Genomic DNA, 22205 nt, shown 5'->3' with positions numbered 1-22205 from the left:
TTGCACGGTTGACCTCCTTGCACTGTCGTTGAGCTGTGCATGTTGCGCTGCAGCATTTTCTCTCGATCAGCAGTAGGTGGCGTCCTACAGGATGAGCGAGGGCGGCGTGGCGTTCACGGGGCAGGGAATGCTTGGGCGGTTCTTGGAGTCCTGCAAGCAGGCCATGCAGTGGGCGCGAAGTCAGCCTGCGGGTGCGCAATTTGGAGTGCCGGCCCATACGGCTTTGTTCGGCAATGCGGTGTCGCAATGTCAAAGCGACCGTTCTTGAACTGTTGGACGGTCCTGAAATACGGCCAGAGTGGGTGGCGCCGCAGAGGTCTATTTTGGCAACTGCTCGGCTCACCACAATGGCTGTATGCGCGGACCTGCCTACGGCAGCGATGGGCCGCAGCTGGGCACATGTTTGGCTTAGGTAGCGCGTGATAAGCGGCCCTTGTCGTGAGTTGAGCTTCACAAGTGCCGTCGGGCAAGCAGGGAAGGGGTCAAGCTTGACTCTGCCGATGGCTGCTTCGCAGCGGGAGCAGTTGATCGCAACCAAATTACGGGCGACGGGTTTGGAGGGCAAAGCAGTTCGTCGCGAAGAGCCTGCCAAGTCCTTTCGACTAGTTGCGCCGCGCTCTGATTGGGCTCTCCGGAGCCGCTCAACGCCTGTACGACCAGCGCCAGGGAATCGTTGAGCGTTGCATAGGAGAGGTGGTAGGTGGGGTACATGACCGGGCACTGGAGTACCTCTCAGCGCGTCCCTAACTGTGCAGGCCCAGGATTGCCTCCGCGACGCGTCGGGCACCTGCGATGGGGTTGTTCAAGCTGATCGTCGCGGGAAGTTCCACGCGGAAGGTGAGCGACTGGGCGTCCACATGCTGGTGGGCGACCACGTCATCGCGCCGCAGCACCTCGACTGCCGGGTCTGCCATGTCGTAGCCCCGGATGAAGGTCACGCTAAACGGGGTTGTGAACGGAGCCTCGTTGGCCATCGTGGCATGCTCGTATCCGATACCCGACTCCGAGCCGTACATGGCTACGCGTTTAAGAAACTCATCGACCAAACCGCTAGCTCCGCTTACGGTGAGTCGCGCGACGATGCTCTCCACCAGGGATGGTATCGACGAGGCAGGCACGTTGGGATCTGTCTGTCGCAGACCGATGCTTACGAGGAGCAGGCGCGATTCCCCGGGGGCGTCATCAGTGGTAGCGGCAGGCTCGATCTGGTGCACGCCATGGACGGCGTGACTTGAGGTAGTGCGAGTTGTGGTTTTTATCTCCACGCCCGTACCCTCCCACGTGAGGTCCCTTGCTGAGCGGCGCCAGCCATCCCAAGCCTGGACGACCAGCCCGACGTGCATATCATCTGCGCGGCGGCAGAGAGCGTCGAGAAGGAGCAGTTCTCCGACAAGTCCGAGGATGGCGTTCTCGGAGATCTCCAAACGCTTGATGGCGAGTTCGATCAGAGGCTCAGTGACGACGAATGCGCGCTCCAGATTGGCGTCAGCTTTCTCACGCAGTAATTCAGCGGCAATGAATGCACCGACCTGGTCGAAGTGTCCCAGAGCGGGTAAGAGAATTCGGTTCGCGCTCAGCGGCGGCTGGGTGTCACGGTGCCACGAGTGGTAGTGCATCGCAGACTTCACGGTGCCCGTCCGGGGCTTCAGCTGGTCGCCTGCAAGGAACAGTTCCAGGTGTCCGCGATGGTTCCGGGCGAGACCGACCACCTGCGCGTCGGTCAACCAAGTGATGGATCGGTCATTTCCGGTGACACCCGCTGGAACGGCGTTTATCTGCTCGAGAACTTCTTCGTAGTTGGTCATGGGAGGCTCCTTTTCACTATGGCCACCCCAGCACGGGTAGCTGCGAACTGCTCGGGACCTCCCGCAGGCAGGCAGACTCCAACTGCGACCGTGGGGTAGAGGTCGCCCGGATGTTGGTTGACGTAGAAGAGGATCTGACCGTCAGAGCCGCTGGGTCGCCAAGCCGTGTCGCTGCTCATCGGAACAGCAAGGTTGCGGTGGTAGTAGTCGAAGTAGACGTCGCCGCGAAACTGGCTTGGGCCAGCGCTGGGGTCGCTCGCTCCCCATGTCGTCTTGAGTTCGCCTCCGGCCACAGTTTTACGGGTTGCGTAGATGTTGAACGGGAGCCGTGCCAGCGAACTGTTGGACACGGCGGCACCATCTCCGTAACGAATGCCGACCCAGAACCGTGGCTGCTCAACGGTCTTTCGACCGAGGTCGGCGTAGGACCACAGGTCGCCGGGGTGGCCGGTGACAAAGAGCCCCGTGATCGAGCGAGTTAGGCTCGCCAACCAGAGTCGAAGATAGGCGGCGATGGCATAGGGGCAGGCACGCCGGGGCACATCCCCCTTCCCGTACCTCACGGGCGGGCGGTAGAACGGCGGATCTGGGAGTGGCGCGACTGCGTGTGCTCGGGCTTGGACGCGGTTCCAGATGTCCGCTTGGAAACCTTCGCGCCCAGGCTGGTAGTCGGAGAAAGTGAGGCGGTCCAAAAGTTCTGCGGCCTCGGTAAGTTCGAGTGGCACGTTCAAGATCCGGCCTCGCAGCACGTTGGCGACAGTGACATCGCTGGATGGACGAGCGAAGAGATCCGCCAAGACGTCTGCATTGGGATCCGCCTGCTTACCGCAATTTATGACTGTGACGAAGGGGCGAGCGCCTGGAGACAGGGGAAAGTTGCCGACGCCCGCGATCTTGCCAGTGGCCTCAAAGTTTAAGCCTTGCAAGACAGTCGGATCAGGGGCGCCGCTCACCATGCGCTCAGTGATTGCGGCGCGAACCGCTTCGTCGACATCGTGGTACGCGCGGAAGAGGGCGAGTTGGTCGCTGGAGGTGAATACGCGGCACAGCTCAATATAGGACCCGCGGTACCCAAACCAGCGCTGCATCTGCATTTGGGTGTCGGCCAGCGGGTTAGCCGACGAACGCTGAAACAACGCCGTGGTCATCCCTTCCAGCGTCAGTCCCCGGGCCATGACGTTACCTGAAACAAAGATCGTGCTGATGTCGCGGGCGGCCCTCCACTTGCCGGTTCCCGGATCCTGGCTCGGCGCGTAGGCAGGACGGTCATCAGCGTTGGGGTCGCTGTTGACCACGGCGACCCTAGTTCCCGGGATCATCTCGTTAACAAGCAGGGTTTCGACGGTCTGCCAGTCCGGGAAGCTCTTCGGCGGCAGAACGTCGAACTCGTCCTCGATTGCTCGGGCGGAGGCAACGTACTTGTCGAGCCATTGTGCCCACGGGGCGGGGTCCGCCTGCAGGTCGTCCACCAAGGTGTCTGGGAGCCGGGCGACGCCTGTGTCGAGCAGATTTCGAGCTGTCGCCCGGTCCTGGATTCCTGCCCAGAGCAGGACGTCCTCAGCACCCCGGAAGTGATCCAGGATCGCCGCTGAGGGGTGGTAGAGCATCGAGTGCGGCGGAGCCACGTAGGCAAAGGCTTCCTGCTCGGTGTCGAACTGGGTAGTGATGGCGGACGCCGGGCCAAGCCTGCCAGCGCGGTGCAGGCGGATGGCGCCCGCCACCAAGAAAGCTCGGACGGCGTCGGCGAGGTCCTGCTGCACAGAGTTGGTGGTAGGCACGCACAGTTTGGCTGCCTTCGCGCGGCGGTAGAAGACCTCACCGCCGGTGTAGTAGGAACGGATCCCCTCCGCCTCGGGGTAGGTCGATGAGCGAGGGGCGTTGAGGTTGCCAGGGGCGGTTGTGTCTACAGGATGGCCAACGTCGAGCGGCGTGCGAAGAGAGATCAGGAAGTCTCGCGGCGCCAGGGGGTTGTGGTCCTCCTGAAGGAGGTTGGCCTGGGGTGTCGCCGTGTAGGCGATGTAGGTCGAGAACAGGTTATCAGGAGAACCCTGGGGAGGGTCCCAAAGGTTGGCAATCGCACGCGGGATCTGCTTTAGCCTGCCGTAGATGGGGTCCTGCGAGGACTCTACAACGGCATCGAGGATCGAGCCGTCGTCGGCCTCGTCGTCCAGTACAAGCATGTGGGCCGTGCGACCAAGCTCCTTAACCACGCTGAAGACATTTGCGCGCAGGCTTGCTGCCAAGGCGTGCAGATGATCGGTCTGCTTCATCGCCACGATGATCAGTGGCCTGCCCTGACTCAGACGTTGTCGAACCTGAGCCGGTGGCAGGCGATAGGTGGTTGCCAGCGAGTGCGTCTGCTCCGACAGTGCGATGCCCGGCGGTGGGCACAGCAGGCGGCGCTTGATCTTCTGTGCGTCCTCCTGTCCCGAATCCAATTGTTGCACCAGTCTCTCGTAGGTCTGGCGCCACAAGGAGAGACGCGTCCCGGCGAGTACGATGATGATGTCAACGCCTCCGTCGATGGCCAGGGCTGAGACACCCAGCATGGAAGCGGTCTTGCCAGACTGAACCGAACCCATGACGAGTCCGGTGCGTGACCGGCGGGAGGACCATTCTTCGGATTTCGCGGTGTCGGCCGCCAGAACTCCGCGCCGGAGAATGTAGCGGGAGTCTGCTTCAACTGAGGCACGTGCCGAGTCGGTCAGGCCGGTGAGTTGGGCCTTGTAGCGGGCCCACCATGAGTCCGCCTGCTGAGGAGCGGGCGGATTGAAGTAGACATGCTCGACGAGTGGGGCTCTTCCCGGCACAGCTCTCAACTCTTCGGCTTGATAAGCATCCGCTGCAACGAATCGTACCCGGATGACCCGAACTGCTGACGTACGGCTTGAGCAGCTTGAGCAGGGTCGATGCCCAGTAGTTCGAGGAGACTTTTGCTGATCTTGGCGATGTAGTCCCACTGGGTCCTGGTCTGCGTCTTACCGGGGCGCCTCCAGTCCGCCGATTTCTCGCTCGCTGTGCGGATGGCATCACCATGCGCCTCAATGCGGTCCTTGATGTCGTCCGGCGAGGCCGCCAAGGCCATAGCAAGACCCACGAGGGAACCCACAAGCTGGAGCTCCTGCCACTTAGCGCCCTTGCCACCGTCCATGAACTGCTCGGACCACAACTCATCGTGCGATGAGTGGAGTTCTACGGCGTGCAGCAGCAGCGAGAACAGTCTGGTCAAGGTCGAGGACTGGGCTAGCGGGTGGGACGGGTTCTTCTGAACCGCGATCAGCAATTGGTCGATGTTACGGCTGGTCGATGCCAGATCCCTTCCAGCGGTGTCATGCACCAAGACCGAGATGACCCATGCCAGAACCTTAGTGCGCTTGTAGCGCGTGTCGCCGAAGCCGTAGTTCGTCAGTGCCTGGCCGAGGCGACCAAGATTCGCGACACCGGCTAGCGACTTGGCAATTTTGGCGACATCAGTGTTTGGGTCGGCGTCGCCGGCCGCGGCGAGCGTTGCGCGGGTGAGTTCGGCCTCATGGTAGACGGCGTTACGGATCTCTTCCGCGTTCAGGTGCACGCCCTGTTTGTTGTAAAGGCGGAAAACCTCGTGAATCTGAGCCTGAGAGGCCTGGGTGTACTCAATAACGGGGATCTTGTACTCCACGACGCCTTCGAACAGTTCCTCAACGTCGAGTTGCTGGCTAGCGACGTTGATCTCGTGGCGCTTGATTTGCGTGTAATACTTGCCGCGGAGAGGTTCAAGGTTGCGACCGACCAGCCCGCCGTCTCCGGTTGTGCGCAGCTTGAACGGAAAGTAGTACTCGTTCTCATGCTCGGCTTTGAGTGCGTGACCTTCTAGCGCCTTCCACGCAAGACGGAAGGCCGGATAGTCGGTGTTGAACAGATCAGCCAGGCTCTGGTCGCCGTGGTCGTCGAGCCGTCCATGTTTGTTGAACTTCTTGCCGCTGTGTCGGGCAGCGACCTCCGCAACTTTCTGTTTGGCGACAGGGTGCTTGCCCACGAACCGAAGGATGGCCGTGAGCCTCTGCTTGCCGTCGACGACCTCGTGCGGAATGGATGGTTTGCTGCGGAGCAGGATGATGGAGGGCAGGGGGACGCCCCGAAGGATGGACTCTATTAGGGACTGCCGGTCACCATTACGCCAGACGTCTCCGCGCTGGTAGGACGGCGTTAGGTTCGGCGGCTTCTTAGTGAGTTGGAAGATCGGCCAGACGTCGGCTTTTGCTGTGACCGGTTCCGGACTCACCGCCCCCTCACCCGCGTCAATTTCCGCCCACGCGTCAGCCCAAGACTGGGTGGCCGAAGCACGACCGGTGCCCTTGGTCTCAAGATCTTCGAGAAAGTCGATCTGCAACCGCCCGGCGGTATCCACGCGCTCGTTGAGACGTTCCAGCGCGCGGAGACTCAGCGGCGGGTACGCTGTCCCTGGGGCGAGCAAGTCGACGGGATCGAGTTCGAACTCAGCGATGAGCGCCTGAAGGAAGGATTTGCCTCCCGTGAGCGGAAGATCCTTGCTGAGGCTCAGCCAACCCTGGATCTCGGCCAGTTGATTCATCCATGCGTCAGAAGAAAAGTCGACGTCACCGCTACTGAACATTGAAGATACTGGGGTGACCCCGTCGGGCGTGTCTGAAGCCTCCGAAAGAGTTGCCATCCCGTCGGCAAGGCTCTCCAGCAATTGGATCCGCGGATCCTCCTCGTCAAAATCGTCTTCGATGTGGTCGGTCATGCAGTAGCCCGCAAAGGTTCGATGTCAGAGGTGATGCTTGATGTGGGCCGGATGAGCCCGTGCAACAATCGTTCGGCGATTGCTTTGACGACGCGGGCGTTGACTGCGTTGCCCAGGGCCTTATACGCGTCGAGGTCGGACGCGGGCAACTGGATGCCGCCGAGACACTGAAGTTCAGCGCACTCGGCTGGAGTCATGTAGCGACGTTTTCCAGTCAGGTTAGCACCGAGGATGGGCACTTGGGTCTGCGTGAAGGCTATGAGGCTTGGGGAGGTCGTGGGACGCTTAACCCGCAGCCCAGACGCACGGATCTGCAGCACGAAGTTGTCGATGTCGCGCTCTTCACCTTGTGCGTTCCACTCCATCTTCTGGAAGCTGGAGGGGAAATCTTGGGGGCGCCACCTTGCAAGCCAGGGATCAATCCAGGAGCGGTTGGCTTGGTAGAACTCACGGTTCTGCCTGATAAAAGTCCGTTTCCACTGGGGGAAATCGAAGTCGCCTGCACGGTTGGAATGGCTCGGTATCCTCGTGATTTGTTCGTCGACCGTGCCCTCGAGGGATTGGCCGAAGCTACCCTTGAAGCCCATCTGGCAAAGACCCCACATAGGTCTGCGAGCCCAAATCCCTGGCGGAGTTTCGTCCTCGTAGGGGTAGGTCGCCCCGAACTCCATCGCCCAGATCGGGAAGGAAGGCAGCTTCAACTCAGCCGGAGAGTGGCGCAGGAAGTCGCCCCACATGTCGATGGCTCGCAGCGTCTGTTCCGGGATGGCGCGGCTGGAAGGTACGTCGTGGCGCAGTACACAGTGGATTTCGGTGGGATCCTTGTGCTTCGCCGGCCACTCGAAATGATCGAGCCCCTCGAGCGAACCCACGAAGTAGGCGCGGTCCCGCACCTGCGGAATGCCGAAATCGTGGGGAGAGAAGTGCTCGACGTCGACGGAGTAGCCAAGCTCTTCCAGCATGCGGATGATCGTGGCCTTGGTGCGGCCACCGTCGTGCTTGAGGATATTGGGCACGTTCTCCAAGATGAAGTGTCGCGGCCGCTTGACACGTAGGATCTCGTGAACCTTGAAGAAGAGATTGCCTTGGTTGGTGTCCTTGAAGCCCAGTTGATCTCCTGCTTTGGAGAATGGTTGGCACGGAAAACCCGCGGTAAGGACGTGGTGATCGGGCAGGTTACGGGCGATGATCTCGTCGCTGCTGAGGTCGTTAAGGTCACCCCAAGCGTCGATACCGAAGTTGACCTTGTAGAGGGCCTTCAGCTTGGGCTCCCACTCAGCAGCGAACACGCCACGTCCACCCAACTCATCAAGGGCGACGTGGAAGCCACCCAGTCCAGCGAAGAGGTCGACGAAACGGAAGGCCTCGCTACTAGTTCCTATCACTTCGGTCTCGTCCTTCCCCGCCTGATCGGGCGAGATTTCTCATGGTTTATTCAAATACTGGCATTGTGTCACTTCTTGTTGTGCGTGGAAGCAAAGCAGGGTCATGATTGCAGCCTTAGTGAAAAGCCGCTGTAGGACTTAAAGGGCTATAGAGCGGCTGCACGGGGCTGGCTGTTCTCAGCCTGAAGCGGTCGTCCAAGAAAAACGTTGGCTCGCTCCTGTGTACCAATTGGGGACTGTCCTCGGCTAGCTAGCAAGGTCGGCTATCGGCAAGACACCATCAAGCAGGTTCTTGGTGCATTGCGGGCAACGACCTCACGTCCGGTGTTCCGGCTCCAGACGCTTCCATATGCAATGATGCCGCATGACACAGAGTTCCGAAGACCTGCAACAAATTGCCGCGCGCACGTTGGCGCACTATGAGCAGCACGCCCAAAGCTTCTGGGAAGGTACGCGCGACCACGATGTCAGCCAGAACATCGCGGCGTTGCTCAGGCACATCGCCGGATCACCGCCCTTTGACCTGCTGGATTTCGGCTGCGGGCCGGGGCGAGACCTGCGCACCTTCACAGAGATGGGCCACCGTGCTGTGGGCTTGGAGGGCGCGCCCAGTTCGGCGGCGATGGCGCGCGCGCATAGCGGCTGCGAGGTGCTGGAGCAGAGCTTTCTGCAGCTCGACCTGCCAGCGCAGCGCTTCGATGGTGTGTTTGCCAATGCCGTGCTGTTCCATGTGCCCAGCCAGGTGCTGCCTCAGGTGCTGCTGCAACTGCACGCCTGCCTGCGGCCGGGCGGGGTGCTGTTCAGTTCCAACCCGCGCGGGGCAGGGCAGGAGGGCTGGAGTGGTGAGCGCTATGGCGTGTTTCACGACTGGCCCACCTGGCGCGCCTTGGTGACGGCCGCCGGCTTCGAGGAGTTGGAACACTTCTACCGTCCGGCGGGCCTGCCGATCGAGCAACAGCCCTGGCTGGCGAGCGTATGGCGCAGGTGCTGAGCCCTGGCTCCACGGCACTGCGCATCTGCTGATCTCGCCGCTGTCGCTAGATCGACAGAAAGTGATGCACCACCGGCTTCTCCGGTCCGCTGTGGAACTGCAGCACTTCGTTTTGCAGATCGGCGTCGGCTTTGGACACGCGGTGGTGCTGGCGCAGGTGCTCGGCCCAGGAGGCGACGAGGAACCATTCCATGACATGTTCGGCGTCGGCGCTGTGTTCGACCACGCCCCAGGCGTAGGCGCCGTCGCGCAGGCGTTCGTGCGACAGGCGGCGGATCGCGGCGAGGAAGGCGGGGCGGTCTTCGGCGCGCACCTGGTAGGTGATCTGCACCATGACCGGGCCGCGGTCGTGGGCTACCGGTTCGGACAGCAGGGGCTCGGGCCAGTGGTGTGAGGCCTGCAGGTCGGCTTCGCCGGACGGCAGTCGGGCGCGGTGGAACAGCAGGGCGACGATCACCAGGCCGGCGGCGCTGGTGGCGAGCGCGGTGGGCAGGCCCAGTGAGCGGGCGAACAGGCCCCAGCCCAGGCTGCCGGCGGCGAGCGCGCCGTTGAACACCGTGAGGTAGACCGCGAGCCCACGGCCGCGCACCCAGTTGGGCAGTATGGCCTGGGCCACGCTGTTGAAGGTGGTCAGCGCCGTGATCCAGCCCATGCCCAGCAGCAGCATCAGAGCGACAGCCAGCCACTGGGGCGGGGCGAACACCAAGGCGGCCATGACGGCGGCGGTGATCAGCGAAGCCAGCAGCACCATGCCGTCGGCGTCCAGCCAGAGGCGCAGGCGCGGCATGAGCAGTGCGCCGGCAATCGCTCCCGCACCCACGGCGCCCAGCATCACGCCATAAAAGCCCGCGGTGCCGCCCAGCATCTGGCGCGCCACCAGGGGCAGCAAGGCCCAGACGGCGCTGGCGAAGAGGAAGAACACGGCGGCGCGCAGCAGCACGCGATGCAGTTCCTGGCTGGCCCAGGTGTAGCGCAGACCGGCACGAAAGGCACCCAGGAAGTTCTCCGACAGCGCGCTGTCGGTCGCTGCCGGGCGCTTCCACCAGACCAGGGCGGCGATCACGAAGGCATAGCTGAGCACGTCCAGGCCATAGGTCGCGGCCGCGCCGAAACTCGCGAGGATCAGGCCGCCGGCAGCCGGGCCAATGGCGCGCGCGATGTTGATGCCCAGCGAATTGAGCGCCACCGCGCCCTTGAGGTCTTCGCGCGGCACAAGCTCGGGCACGATGGACTGCCAGGTCGGCCCCATCAGCGCCGCGCCTATGCCGCCAATGAAGGTCAGCGCGATCAGGTACTCCACCGTGAGCGCGCCGGTATGCGACAGCAGCAGCAGCGTGCCGCTCACGGCGGCCAGCATCAGCTGCACGAAGATCAGAAAGCGCCGGCGGTCGAGAATGTCCGACAGCACGCCCGCGGGTATGGCGAGCAGGAAGATGGGCAGCGTGGCCGCGGTCTGGATCAGCGCCACGGCCGTGGGGCTGGCCGACATGTCGGTCACCAGCCAGGAGCTGGCGACATCGCGCATGAAGCTGCCGGTGTTGCCGAGCACGGTCGCGGCCCAGAGGACGGCGAACACCGGCTGGCGCAGCGCCGCAAAGCTGCCCGCTGCGGGAGGGGTATTGGTATTGCTCATGCTCACACCGCCCAGCAGGCGCAGCCCAGCGCACCCCAGAAACCCTTGGCGTCGGACGTGGGCAGTTGCGTGTTCCAGGCGCCGCCGTGCGCATGGCCGTGCAGGTTGCAGGCGCTCGCGCAGGCGCAGGCCGCTGCGGCTTGTTGCGCCAGGTTCTTGAGCGGGCCGCTGTCCTTCGCGCCCCAGGCGCCGTAGCCGCCGAAACGGCGCACGGGCGACCAGTCGGGCATGGCCGGAGGCAGGGGGGCGTCGTCGAACTGCGCGAAGTCGCCCGCGCCGTAGACCACCTTGCCGCCGACCAGGGTCAACAGCGCCGAGGTGTCGGCGATGTCGGATTCGGGGCAGGCGAAGAAGTCGCGGTCGGGCACGACCAGGTCGGCGAGCTGGCCCACTTCGATGCGGCCCTTCTTGCCTTCCTCGTTGGAGAACCAGGTGACGTTCTCGGTCCACATGCGCAGCGCCTGTTCGCGGTCCAGGCAGTTGCGCTGCGGCGTGAGCTGCAGGCCGCCCACGGTGCGGCCCGTGACCAGCCATGACAGCGAGACCCAGGGGTTGTAGCTTGCGACCCGCGTGGCATCGGTGCCGGCCGAGGTCTTGACGCCCATCTCCAGCATGCGCTTGACGGGCGGCGTGGCTTCGGCCGCGCGCGCGCCGTATTGCTCGACGAAATACTCGCCCTGGTAGGCCATGCGGTGCTGCACGGCGACGCCGCCGCCCAGCGCCGCGACGCGTTCGATGGAGCGGTCGGAAATCGTTTCGGCGTGGTCGAAGAACCAGTTCAGGCCGGCGAGCGGAGTGTCCTGGTTGACTTTCTCGAACACGTCGAGCGCGCGGCTGATGGTTTCGTCATAGGTGGCGTGCATGCGCCAGGGCCAGCGGTTCTGCGCCAGGATGCGCACCACGCCCTCGAGGTCATCTTCCATGCCGGCGGCGAGTTCGGGGCGCGGCTGGCGGAAGTCTTCGAAGTCGGCGGCCGAGAACACCAGCATTTCGCCCGCGCCGTTGTGGCGGAAGTAGTCCGTGCCTTGCTTGTATTGCGAAGTCGCGGTCCAGTTCAGGAAGTCTTCTTTCTCCTGCTGGGGCTTTTGCGTGAACAGGTTGTAGGCCAGGCGGATGGTGAGCTGGTCGGCCGCGGCCAGTTCCTCGATCACCGCGTAGTCGTCGGGGTAGTTCTGCATGCCGCCGCCCGCGTCGATCGCGCCGGTCACGCCCAGGCGGTTGAGTTCGCGCATGAAGTGGCGCGTGGAGTTGACCTGGTATTCGCGCGGCAGCTTGGGCCCCAGGGCCAGCGTCGCGTAGAGGATGGCGGCATTGGGCTTGGCCAGCAGCAGTCCCGTGGGGTTGCCCGCGCTGTCGCGCAGGATTTCGCCGCCATGGGGCGCGGGCGTGTCGCGGGTATAGCCCACGGCGCGCAGCGCGGCGCCGTTGAGCAGGGCGCGGTCGTAGAGGTGCAGGATGAAGACGGGGGTGTCGGGCGCGGCGGCATTGAGTTCCGCGAGCGTGGGCAGGCGCTTCTCGACGAACTGGTGCTCGGTGAAGCCGCCGACCACGCGCACCCACTGCGGCGCGGGCGTGATGTCGACCTGGGCGCGCAGCATGGCCATGGCGTCGGCCAGGCTGCGCACGCCGTCCCAGCGCAGCTCCATGTTGAAGTTCAGCCCGCCGCGAATGATGTGCAAATGGTTGTCGATCAGGCCGGGCAGCGCGCTGCGGCCCTGCAGGTCGATGCGGCGCGTGCCGGCCCCCGCGAGCGCCAGCACTTCGGCGTTGCTGCCCACGTGGACGAAGCGGCCGTCGGTGATGGCAACGGCGCTGGCCGTGGGGTTGGCGCGGTCCAGCGTGGTGAAGCGGCCGTTGAACAGGATGAGGTCTGGCGAGGAGGGCGTTGGCATGGTGGTCCCTGGAGTTGGCAGGGCGCGCTGGCCCGCTTTGTTTTTGCTGGACGCCCCGAGCCTAATGCCCGGGGCTCAACCCATCAACCTTCGTGGGCGTTGAACATGCTCTTGGCGTAGTTGATGCCTATGCCGTAGGCGCCGCCGAACCGCTTGGCGATGCCGGTGGTCAAGTCGTAGGAATCGGTGCGGGCCCAGTCGCGTTGCAGCTCCAGCAGGTACTGCAGCGATGTGAGGGGGCGGGCGCCGGCCTGGACCATGCGGTCCATGGCGCGGTCATGGGCTTCGGTGGAGACATCGCCGCAGGCGTCGGCAATCACATAGACCTCGAAGCCCTGGTCCAGCGCCGACAGCGCGGGGCCGACGATGCAGACGCTGGTCCACAGACCGGCGAGCACGATGCGCGGCTTGGCGATTTCGTTGACGCGGCGGATCACGGCCTCGTCTTCCCAGGTGTTCATCGAAGTGCGGTCCAGCAGGGCCTGGCCGGGGAAGGGCGCGGTGACTTCCTCGAACATCGGACCGCTGAAGCTTTTCTCGGCCACCGTGGTCAGGATGGTCGAAACACCGAAGCCGGCGGCGGCGTGGGACACCAGGGCCGCGTTGTTGCGCAGCGTCACGGCGTCTATCGAATGGGTGGCGAAGGCCATCTGCGACTGGAAGTCGATCATCACCAGCGTGTGGTCGTCGGCGTTGAGCAGCGAGGCGCCGGGCTTGGCGAAGGCGACGGGTTGGGCGACGGTGGTGTTGGTCATCTTGAAATCTCCAGAAATTGATTGAATCGTTGAAAGAGGGGGGGGGCTTACATGCCGGGCAGCTCGTTGGGGCGCAGGTCAAAGACCAGCACTTCCGCGTTCTCACCCTTGTCGAAGCGCAGCGAACCGGCGTCGCGGATGCGGGCACCGTCACCTTCTTCCAGGCGCTCGCCGTTGACTTCGAGGCTGCCGCGGGCCACATGCACATAGACGTGGCGGTTGGCGGCAACATCGAGCGTTGCGGCTTCGTCGCCGTTGAACAGGCCGGCGTAGACGCGAGCGTCCTGGCGCACGGCCAGCGCACCTTGCTCACCTTGTGGCGCGATGATCAGGCGCAGGCGGCCGCGCTTTTCGACTTGCTCGAAGTGCACCTGCTGGTAGCGGGGCTCGGCGTCGCGTTCGTTGGGCACGATCCAGATCTGCAGGAAGTGCACGGGCTGCTCGGCCGAGTGGTTGAACTCGCTGTGCTGCACGCCGCTGCCAGCGCTCATCATCTGCACGTCGCCAGGTACGATCACCGAGCCCGTGCCCATCGAATCCTTGTGTTCCAGCGCGCCTTCGAGCACGTAGGAGAAGATTTCCATGTCGCGGTGGCCGTGGGTGCCGAAGCCCTGGGCCGGGGCGACGCGGTCGTCGTTGATCACCAGCAGGTCGGAGAAGCCTTGCTGGCGCGCATCGCGGTAGCTGCCGAACGAGAAGGTGTGGCGCGATTGCAGCCAGCCGTGATTGGCGCGGCCCCGGTGGTCAGCTTTGCGGATATCGATCATGATGTGTCCTTTTCGTTCGATGAAATTCATGCAAGGTCTGCGGCGTTATTGCTGCGTTTCTTGCTGCCATGAATGAAGTTTCTCGCTTTTGCATGCTGTGCAGATTGAAGGTTTTGGCTGTTCATCATCGATAATTTCGAACATGCTGAAACTATCTCTTGAAGCCATAGAAATCGTCGACGCGATTGCGCGTCACGGCTCGTTTGCCGCCGCTGCGGAGCGGCTGTGCAAGGTGCCGTCGACGATTTCCTATGCGGTCTCCAAGCTCGAAACCCAGCTGGGGCTGGCGCTGTTCGTGCGCAACGGCCCGCGCGTCACGCTGACGCCCGCGGGCCAGGAAATGCTCAAGGAAGGGCGCTGGCTGCTGGCGGCGGCGCGCCAGCTCGAATCGCGCATGCGGCAGATTTCCACGGGTTTCGAGGCGGAGCTGCGGCTGGTGCACGACTCGCTGATTCCCACCAGCGCGTTCAATCCCGACATCTGCGCGTTCGAGGACTTGAACTGCGGCACGCGCCTGCGCATAGGCAGCGAAGCGCTGACCGGCACCTGGGAGATGCTGCGCGAGGGACGGGCCGACCTGATCATTGCCGCGGGCGAAGGCCCGCCCGGTGGCGGCTACAAGGCCGTGGCCGTGGGCAGCCTGGATTTCGCCTTCTGCGTGACGGCCACGCACCCGCTGGTCGGCCTGCAGCGCCTGCTCACGCGCAACGACTTGCTGGAACACACGGCCATCGTCGTGGGGGATGGGGCGCGCTCGTCCGCGGACCGCACGGTGGGCTTGCTGCTGGGCCAGCGGCGCATCACCGTGCCGAGCATGCAGGCCAAGATCGCGGCCCAGGCCGCGGGGCTGGGCCATGGTTTTCTGCCGCGGGCCTGTGTGCGCGCCGACCTGGAGCAGGGCGTGCTGGTGGAGCTGCAGGTCGAGGAACCGCGCCCGCCCGAGACGTTCTGGCTGGCCTGGAGCACCGAGCGCATGGGCGAGGCGCTCAAGTGGTGGGTGCAGCGGCTCGACAGGCCGCTGTTGCCGGGGATTCTGCCCTTCTGATCAGCGGCGCATGCGTAGGATGAAGGCCGCGAGCGCCGTGGCCGTGGCCAGCGCGGTCACGCCCATCCAGCCGAACTGCGCGAACAGCATCGCGGCCGCTGCCGAGCCCGTGGCCATGCCGATGAACATGCCGGTGAACAGCACGGCATTGAGCCGGCTGCGCGCGGCGGCGTCCAGGCTGTAGATGATGCTCTGGTGGGCGATCAGCGCGGCCTGAATGCCCAGGTCGAAGCCTATGGCGGTGGCGACAAGCAGCCACAGCTGCGCGCCGGGCGGAATGAAGGCCGCGAGCGCCATGGTGGCGAACGACAGCGTCACCAGACCCGCACCCAGGCGCGTCACGATGCCGGGCCCATGCTTGTCGGCAATGCGTCCGGCGAGCGGCGCGGCCAGGGCGCCGGCCGCGCCCGCGAGGCCGAAGGCGCCCGCGGCTGCCGCACCCAGGTGGAAAGGGGCGCCGTGCAGCATCACGGCCAGCGTGGACCAGAACCCGCTGAAGCCCACGGCCAGCAGCGCCTGCGCCCAGGTCGCGCGCCGCAGCTCGGCATGCTGGCGCCACAGCGCGCCCAGCGAAGCCAGCAGCGCGAAATACGGCAGCTGCGTGGTCACGGCGAAGCGCGGCAGACGCCGCCAGGCGGCCAGTCCCAGCAGGGCGATGCTCACGGCGGCGCCAGCAAACATCGCGCGCCAGCCCCATTGCTCGGCCACGAAGCCGCTGACCACGCGCGACAGCAGAATGCCCAGCAGCAGGCCGGTCATCACCGTGCCCACGACCTTGCCGCGCTGCGCCGCGGGGGCCAGCGTCGCGGCGGCGGGAACGATGTCCTGCGCCAGCGTGGCCGACAGGCCTATGACGAGGCTCGCGGCCAGCAGTGTGATCAGCGAGGGCGCAATGGCGGCGAGCAGCAGCGCCGCGCACAGCACGCCGGCCTTGCCCAGAATGATGCGCCGCCGGTCATGCCGGTCGCCCAGCGGCGCCAGGAACAGAATGCCCAGCGCATAGCCGAACTGGGTCAGTGTGGGCAGCAGGCCCACCGATTGCGTGGAGGCGCCGATGTCCGTGCCCAGCACGCCCAGCATGGGCTGGCTGTAGTAGAGCGCGGCGACCGCGAGGCCCGCGCCGCTGGCGAGCAGCAGGGTCAGCGACAGGGGCAGTCCGGTCGCGGCTGAAGGCGCTGTTTCCGGGAGGGAGACGGGTGGGGAGGACATGGTGGGTTCCTGGAAATCGGTGGTGGGGGCCGAAGGCAAAGTCTGCATGCTGAAAATGCTTGCGCTGGCGAGGTACCGAGATTAATCTTTGCGTCCGATTAAATGAATATGCTGAATTCGCAATCTGCGGTTGCGGATAGCGCAAATATTGAACATGGACAAGCTGCACGCCCTGCGCGCTTTCATGGACGTCGCGCAAACCGGGGGATTTTCCAAGGCCGCCCAGCGCCGCGGTGTCGCGACCTCGTCGGTGACGCGCCTGATCGATGGCCTCGAAGCCTCGCTGGGCGTGGCGCTGCTCACGCGCTCGACGCGCCGGGTGACGCTCACCGATGCGGGCGCGGCCTACCTCGAGCAGGTTGCGCGGCTGCTGTCGGATCTGGACGAAGCCGATGGCAGCGTCTCGGATGGCGGCGCCGAGGCCGTGGGCCCGCTGCGCGTGTCGGTGCCAGTGACTTTCGGGCGACTGTGCCTGGGGCCGCATATCGCCGACTTCCTGCGCGCCCACCCGCGCGTGTCGCTGGACATGGTGCTGTCCGATGCCTATGTCGATCTGGCCGCGGAGCGCATCGACGTCGCGGTGCGCATTGGCGTGCCGGACAACCAGCCCCAGCTGATCGTGCGCGCGCTGGCCGAGCACCGCCGCTATGTGGTCGCGAGCCCGCAGTACCTGCGCTGCCACGGCACGCCGGCCCAGCCCGCCGACCTGGGTCTGCACGAGTGCCTGCGCTATGCCTACCAGTACCAGGCCGGACCGCAGCGCTGGTCTTTTCTGCACGCTGGTGAAGAACTGGGCGTGGAAGTCAACGGACGCCTTGCGGCCAACAGTGGCGACATCCTGCGCGAAGCTGCGCTGGGCGGCTGCGGCATCGCGCTGCTGTCGCACTGGCTGGTCGAGGACGACGTGCAGGCGGGGCGGCTGCAGCGGCTGTTCGCGGATTACGAGATCAATCCACGCGAGCACCGCGTGAGCGTGCATGCGGCCTATCTGCCCAATCGCCGGCATTCGCGCAAGGTGCAGGCGTTTCTCGCCTTTCTTGAGCAGTGCCTGGCGCCGGGCATGAAAAAAGCGCCCGGCCCCTGAAAGGCGGGCGCTTTCGCGCGGGTGCATGCCGGGCCTGCCCGGCTGCGCCTTACTGGATCTTGGCGCCCGATTCTTCGACCAGCTGCTTGGAGGCCTTGAAGTCGGCCTTGAACATCTTGTCGAAGTTGGCCACGCTCATGGCCTGGGGTTCAGCGCCCTGGGCCTGGATGGCGTCCTTGACTTCGGGCATGGCCAGCAGGCGGTTCACTTCGGCGTTGACCTTGTTCACGATGGCTGGGGGCGTGCCGGCGGGCATGAACAGGCCGTACCAGGTGCTGACGTCAAAGCCCTTGATGCCGCTTTCGGCCATAGTGGGCACGTCGGGCAGCGAGGTCGAGCGCTTGGCCGAAGTCACGGCCAGGGCGCGCAGCTTGCCGGCCTTGATCTGGCCGATGGCCGAAGGCACGGACGACACCAGCAGGTCCACATTGCCTGCCAGCGCATCCATCAGCGCGGGGTTGGAGCCCTTGTAGGGCACGTGGGTCAGCTGGATGGCCGAGGCCTTTTCCAGCAGCACGCCGGCGATATGGATGCTGGTGCCGTTGCCCGGCGAGCCATAGGTGACCTTGCCGGGGTTGGCCTTGGCGGCAGCGATCACGTCGGCCATGGTCTTGTAGGGCGAGTTCACGCTGGTGGCGATCACGATGGGCGTGTAGGCCACATGGGCGACGGGCGTCAGGTCCTTGATGGGATCCCAGGGCAGGTTCTTGTACAGGTAAGGGCCCAGGACCAGGTTGTCCTTCTGGCCCATGACCATGTCATAGCCCGTGGGCGCCGATTTGGCCGCATCGGAGATGCCGATGGTGCCGCCGGCGCCGGCCTTGTTCTCGGGTACCACGGTCCACTTGCTGACTTCGGTCAGCTTGTTGGCCACCACGCGCGCCAGGATGTCGGTGCCGCCACCGGGTGGGAAGGGGATGACCATGCGCACGGCTTTGGTCGGGTAGTCGGCGGCTGGAGGCTGGGCGGCGGCCGTGAAGCTGGCCGCGAAGGCGCAGGCCACGATGGAGGCGGAAATCAATGGACGAAACATGGGACAACAAACTCCGTGACGGATCGAAAAGAACGGCCACCTCGGACACGCACAGCTGCGGATAGCAACTGGCGCCGGGGCCGTTGACTGGAACAAAGTGGGCAGTTTCGATGATCGGGGAGGGTGTTTCCGCCATCAATGGGTGTTTGTCTCTAGGTCGTAGAGGCACGGCCAAGCGCAAAGCCTTGACCGTCTCACAGCCCGCGCCGTGCGCAGCGGGGTTGCCGACTGCGCGATCGCCGGACAGCGTGGCCGATAGGGCTGCGCTGCCGTGGCCCAGGGGTGCGGGCTGGGGGTGACAGCTTACTGCATTTTGTTACCCCGGCAGGCGAAAGAGGCTGGATAGGCCTGTCGACCTGAGCCGTCCGTGTGCTGCACCGCAGTGGGCCGGCTCAGGCTGTAGTGCTTTGGCCAGCGACCGGGCTTGCCTTCAAGCAGGACGGCCAGGGTTGCCAGCTCCACGTTGTTGTTGGACTGACCAGATCAAGCAGGTGCTGCCGGTGACGATTGGCTTTGCCGCTGTTGGCCCAGAACCAGGGTGCGGTCAGCGGTTCTCACGCCTACTGCCTGGCCGGGAGCAGGTGCGGTGCTCGGCTGCCTGGAGGGGTTTAGGGCCTCCAGCGTGTTGAGCGGCGGCTCAGATTCAGCAGGTTCCAACCTTCACAAAGGCCACTGCGTGGTTTTTTGGGAAAAATTGAGGAGATCGTCTGTCGCGGTCACCTGGGCCGAGCCGGCTTGGAGACGTTTGGGCTTGCCTGGGCGTCAGGCTCTGATCGAACTGTAAAAAACTGGTTAATTCACGTATCTAGGGCTTCTGAGGGCTATCTGGATATCTCGCATGCTACTTAGCTAGGGGCACCATATCTTGGGTGCCTCAACTGGCTTTGGCCAATGTCGGTGAAATATAACCTGGTGCAAGGGTTACGCTTGGTGCTCCATAAATGGAAAGTGGGTCTCGCAGCCAGAGATGGAATTCTTCTTTGTTTTCTTTGGATGCGGAATGGTCGGGTGAGCAATCTATCGCCCAAAGCTTCATCAGATATCCCACATTCGCAGCTCGAACATCGACTCTCAGTACGCCGTCTGGCATGTCGTAGTCAAGCAGTACCACTTCAGGTCGTTTGAGACTTGGATGTGGAATCAGCTCTAAATTGATGATCCGATTCCACTCGCTGTCAGCAACAGCGCTCTCATGCTTCGCGATTTCGTCATCTTCCAAGATGCTCGCTGAAAGAATTCTACGCAGAACAAAGTCTAGGAACTTCTCGTTCTTGCGGTCAAAAGCCCGTACGTGCCAGCGAACTCGATTGCTGACAAGGGCAAATGGAATAATTTCCCGCTCTGTCTCTCCGCTGCTAAAGGAGACATATCTGATCTTGATGACCTTGCCTTGATGAATTGCTCGGGCTACGAGGGCCAAGATTTCGACCTTAGGCATTGACAGTTCAGATGGAAGCTCGCACGACAGTAGGGGGCCTTGATCATGTCCAAGGCTGAGCGTGAGTCCCTGAGCAAGAGTCGCTAGGGCTTGGCGCGCCGAATGCGTATGCCATGGCTTGAACTCAGGTGTTGGGCGGTAGATCTTTTGCTTGTCTAGTTTGCAGTTGCCTGGTGCCAAGCTGAGGTACTGCGCAATCGTACGCGTAGCAACAACTGGTGAAATCCCAAAACGCTCCATCAAATCACTGCGACGCAGCTCTCCCAGGAAGTAAAGCTGGAAGTCAATAAACGCTAAACGTTCACGTTGTTTGTGCGTGAGTGCGGCACCTTGTTCGTACTCTAAGTTCTGTGTGCTGGGCATGTTTGTAATCATAGCATTTGGAGGAATGTAGTGAAAAAACGACCTGTTGACATGATCGTTTTGACCACATACATTAATCTATACGACTGCATTGGTCGTGCTTTTAAGGAGTTTCTATGGCAAAGAATCCACCTGTCGGCGATGGGCACCGCGTTGGTGCTGTGCGTGAGCGAAGTCAAACCCAGACTCCGGCTGGTAATTACGTCAAACGCGATAGCGCGTCGGGGCGCTTTATGGACGTGAAAACGTCCAGCATGGAGCCGTTTAAAGGCGTTCGCAAGGAGCGCAAGTGATGATCGATGACTTGCTCGAGGCTCTTCAGAACTACTTTGAGAGCAAGCCTAAGCGGCTCGTTTTGCTGGGAGCTTGCACCAGGAACATTGCGCTCCTGTGGCTCGCAGCTGGCTTGTATGCCCAAGCGGGAATTCTTGCCGTATCAATTGTTTCGCCTGCAGCTCGGGGCTCAAAAGATCCACAGGTGGCAATTGAGCAGCTAGTCCCTGGCATGCCGACATGGTGGGTTCCTGAACACCCAGTTAGCTTTGCCTTACTGATGGCTTCAGTTGCACTGGGCATTTGGATGCTGCATGCAGGCAAGAAGCTTGATCGCTTTATGGATCGCTATGTTTAAGGCAGAAACAACAATGGGCCATAAGCGTAAGCGTATGGCCCATTGTCATCCTATGGACACTTGTCAGACGACGGGTGTCAAGGAAGTTGCACTGAGGTCTCAATGCGTGTTTGGCGACCGCGAGTTTATCTCAGTTCACTTTTCCAGGGGCAAATTTCGTCTGGGAAAGGAGGTACCGAAGAATGGGTAAGCAGATGACTTTCGATTTCCCGATTCCTACAAACATGAAGATAGTGTTTCGACCCTATCGAACTTTGCGGAACGGGCGGCGTATTTGGGCACGCAGTTACGGCTTTAAGGCCTTCCCGATGCTAGTGCCGGTTTAAGAAAAAAAGTGGCTAGCAGTGACCTGCTTCTTCTTTGAGGAAGCAGGTCTTTTTTTGATCGATGCAGTTGGATGAAAAAGGCTGTCTGTGTTCGCGCATCTAGGTGGTGCTAGCCGTGGCTCCTACGGTGCCGCCGACCTCAATGCAGCCCGGCCAGCAACGGGGCCCTGTCAGCAGACGACTTACAGGCGACATCAGGGGGCGCTAGAAGGTACCGAAAGCAAACGTAGCCACCACCTTCAAGGGGGCTTAAGCGCCATCTTGTCGTGACGGTTTTGTCCCTAGCCGGGGCGGTCCATGCTGCGTCAGCGGCTCAGGGGGGGCCTCAATTTCTCACATCCGCCACTGGCTCGTGGCCGAAGTCCGGGCGTTGCAGCCAGGCCAGCACCAGGGCCGCGGCTTCCTCGGGGGAAGTCAGGTTGTCGTTGGCCTTGAGGGCGGCAAAACGCTGCAGGTCGGGAAACGCGGCCGGGTCGGCGTTGCGCAGCTGGACTTGCATGTCGGTGTCGATCACGCCTGGCGCCAGCGAGCACAGCTTGGCGCCATGGGGCTTGAGGCCTTCTTCCAGCGCCACGCAGCGCGTGAAGTGGTCCATGCCGGCCTTGGCCGCGCAATAGCCGGCTTGCGACGCCATGGGGCGCCGGCCCATGCCCGACGAGATGTTGAGTACTTTGCGCTGCGCAGGCCAGTGCTCGGTCGCGCCCAGGAAGGCGGCGGTGAGCAGCATGGGTGCTTCGAGCCCGACGCGCAGGGCCGGCGTCAGCTCTTCGGGCGTGAGCGAGGACAGCGGCGCGATCGGCGGCATGACGCCGGCGTTGTTGATCAGCGTGGCCTGGGCATAGCGGCCCGACGGCTGGCTTTTGAGCCAGTCGCCGAGTTGCGCCGCGACCGCGGCGGGCGCGCCGAGGTCGACCTGCCATTGCTGCAACTCGGCGCCAGCCGCCGTCGCGGCCTGGGCCAGTGCCTCGCTGCGGTTGCGCGCCAGGCAAATCAGGGTGTGGTGAGGGTCGAGCAATTGCTGGGCCATGGCCAGGCCCATGCCGCGCGAGCCGCCGGTCAGAATAATCAGATGGGATGTCATGCCCATGATGGTAACGGCGCTGG

The 22205-nt window shown here is 63.4% G+C and carries 16 protein-coding genes; 4 read left to right on the top strand and 12 right to left on the bottom strand.

The genetic code is table 11. From position 1 onward, the window contains the following. Positions 1 to 743 precede the first annotated feature (743 nt). The 4 genes from N0K08_RS15940 to N0K08_RS15925 are packed head-to-tail and all read right to left on the bottom strand — an operon-like array spanning position 744 to position 7934. Complete coding sequence (locus tag N0K08_RS15940) at positions 744 to 1805, bottom strand: PD-(D/E)XK motif protein (RefSeq protein WP_261501375.1); 1062 nt, start codon at positions 1803 to 1805, stop codon at positions 744 to 746. Then, positions 1802 to 4615, bottom strand: coding sequence for a Z1 domain-containing protein (locus N0K08_RS15935; RefSeq protein ID WP_261501374.1), 2814 nt, complete (start codon positions 4613 to 4615; stop codon positions 1802 to 1804). The genes N0K08_RS15940 and N0K08_RS15935 overlap by 4 nt, the downstream gene beginning before the upstream one ends. Positions 4616 to 4620: 5 nt before the next feature. Then, positions 4621 to 6549: a DUF262 domain-containing protein gene (locus N0K08_RS15930; protein ID WP_261501373.1), complete on the bottom strand. Its 1929-nt coding sequence runs from the start codon at positions 6547 to 6549 to the stop codon at positions 4621 to 4623. Beyond that, positions 6546 to 7934 (bottom strand): DNA cytosine methyltransferase, encoded by a 1389-nt coding sequence (locus N0K08_RS15925; protein ID WP_261501372.1) that lies wholly within the window; start codon positions 7932 to 7934, stop codon positions 6546 to 6548. The genes N0K08_RS15930 and N0K08_RS15925 overlap by 4 nt, the downstream gene beginning before the upstream one ends. Before the next feature lie 364 nt (positions 7935 to 8298). Between N0K08_RS15925 and N0K08_RS15920 the strand changes: the two genes are divergently transcribed. Next, positions 8299 to 8925, top strand: coding sequence for a class I SAM-dependent methyltransferase (locus N0K08_RS15920; protein ID WP_261501371.1), 627 nt, complete (start codon positions 8299 to 8301; stop codon positions 8923 to 8925). A 46-nt stretch (positions 8926 to 8971) separates the two neighbouring features. On the opposite strand, the gene N0K08_RS15915 is transcribed toward N0K08_RS15920, so the two are convergent. From N0K08_RS15915 to N0K08_RS15900, 4 genes are all read right to left on the bottom strand, one after another. Beyond that, positions 8972 to 10558, bottom strand: a complete 1587-nt coding sequence (locus N0K08_RS15915; RefSeq protein WP_261501370.1) for an MFS transporter — start codon at positions 10556 to 10558, stop codon at positions 8972 to 8974. 2 nt (positions 10559 to 10560) lie between these two features. After that, on the bottom strand, positions 10561 to 12450 hold the full coding sequence (locus tag N0K08_RS15910) for an amidohydrolase (protein ID WP_261501369.1): 1890 nt from the start codon (positions 12448 to 12450) through the stop codon (positions 10561 to 10563). An 83-nt stretch (positions 12451 to 12533) separates the two neighbouring features. Then, positions 12534 to 13205, bottom strand: coding sequence for a hydrolase (locus N0K08_RS15905; protein ID WP_261501368.1), 672 nt, complete (start codon positions 13203 to 13205; stop codon positions 12534 to 12536). A gap of 47 nt (positions 13206 to 13252) precedes the next feature. Beyond that, positions 13253 to 13972 (bottom strand): pirin family protein, encoded by a 720-nt coding sequence (locus N0K08_RS15900; RefSeq protein ID WP_261501367.1) that lies wholly within the window; start codon positions 13970 to 13972, stop codon positions 13253 to 13255. Positions 13973 to 14114: 142 nt separating this feature from the next. Between N0K08_RS15900 and N0K08_RS15895 the strand changes: the two genes are divergently transcribed. Next, positions 14115 to 15017, top strand: coding sequence for a LysR family transcriptional regulator (locus N0K08_RS15895; protein WP_261501366.1), 903 nt, complete (start codon positions 14115 to 14117; stop codon positions 15015 to 15017). On the opposite strand, the gene N0K08_RS15890 is transcribed toward N0K08_RS15895, so the two are convergent. After that, the gene (locus tag N0K08_RS15890; RefSeq protein ID WP_261501365.1) at positions 15018 to 16226 is read right to left on the bottom strand and encodes an MFS transporter; all 1209 of its coding nucleotides are present in this window, start codon (positions 16224 to 16226) and stop codon (positions 15018 to 15020) included. It lies immediately after the preceding gene. Between the two features lie 154 nt (positions 16227 to 16380). Between N0K08_RS15890 and N0K08_RS15885 the strand changes: the two genes are divergently transcribed. Further along, a complete protein-coding gene (locus tag N0K08_RS15885; RefSeq protein WP_261501364.1) occupies positions 16381 to 17310 on the top strand; it encodes a LysR family transcriptional regulator in 930 nt (309 codons plus the stop codon). 49 nt (positions 17311 to 17359) lie between these two features. On the opposite strand, the gene N0K08_RS15880 is transcribed toward N0K08_RS15885, so the two are convergent. Beyond that, complete coding sequence (locus N0K08_RS15880; protein WP_261501363.1) at positions 17360 to 18343, bottom strand: Bug family tripartite tricarboxylate transporter substrate binding protein; 984 nt, start codon at positions 18341 to 18343, stop codon at positions 17360 to 17362. Positions 18344 to 19217: 874 nt separating this feature from the next. Next, the gene (locus N0K08_RS15875; RefSeq protein ID WP_261501362.1) at positions 19218 to 20144 is read right to left on the bottom strand and encodes a WYL domain-containing transcriptional regulator; all 927 of its coding nucleotides are present in this window, start codon (positions 20142 to 20144) and stop codon (positions 19218 to 19220) included. Positions 20145 to 20436: 292 nt separating this feature from the next. On the opposite strand from N0K08_RS15875, the gene N0K08_RS15870 reads away from it, so the two are divergent. Continuing rightward, on the top strand, positions 20437 to 20775 hold the full coding sequence (locus N0K08_RS15870; RefSeq protein ID WP_261501361.1) for a hypothetical protein: 339 nt from the start codon (positions 20437 to 20439) through the stop codon (positions 20773 to 20775). 651 nt (positions 20776 to 21426) lie between these two features. Here the strand turns inward: N0K08_RS15870 and N0K08_RS15865 are convergent. Further along, positions 21427 to 22182, bottom strand: coding sequence for an SDR family NAD(P)-dependent oxidoreductase (locus tag N0K08_RS15865; protein ID WP_261501360.1), 756 nt, complete (start codon positions 22180 to 22182; stop codon positions 21427 to 21429). Positions 22183 to 22205 lie beyond the last annotated feature (23 nt).

The sequence above is a fragment of the Acidovorax bellezanensis genome, from assembly GCF_025421555.1.
Taxonomy (GTDB): Bacteria; Pseudomonadota; Gammaproteobacteria; order Burkholderiales; family Burkholderiaceae_C; genus Comamonas; species Comamonas bellezanensis.
Note: the sequence above shows the minus strand (reverse complement) of the source record. Positions and strands in the feature narration are given on the sequence as shown.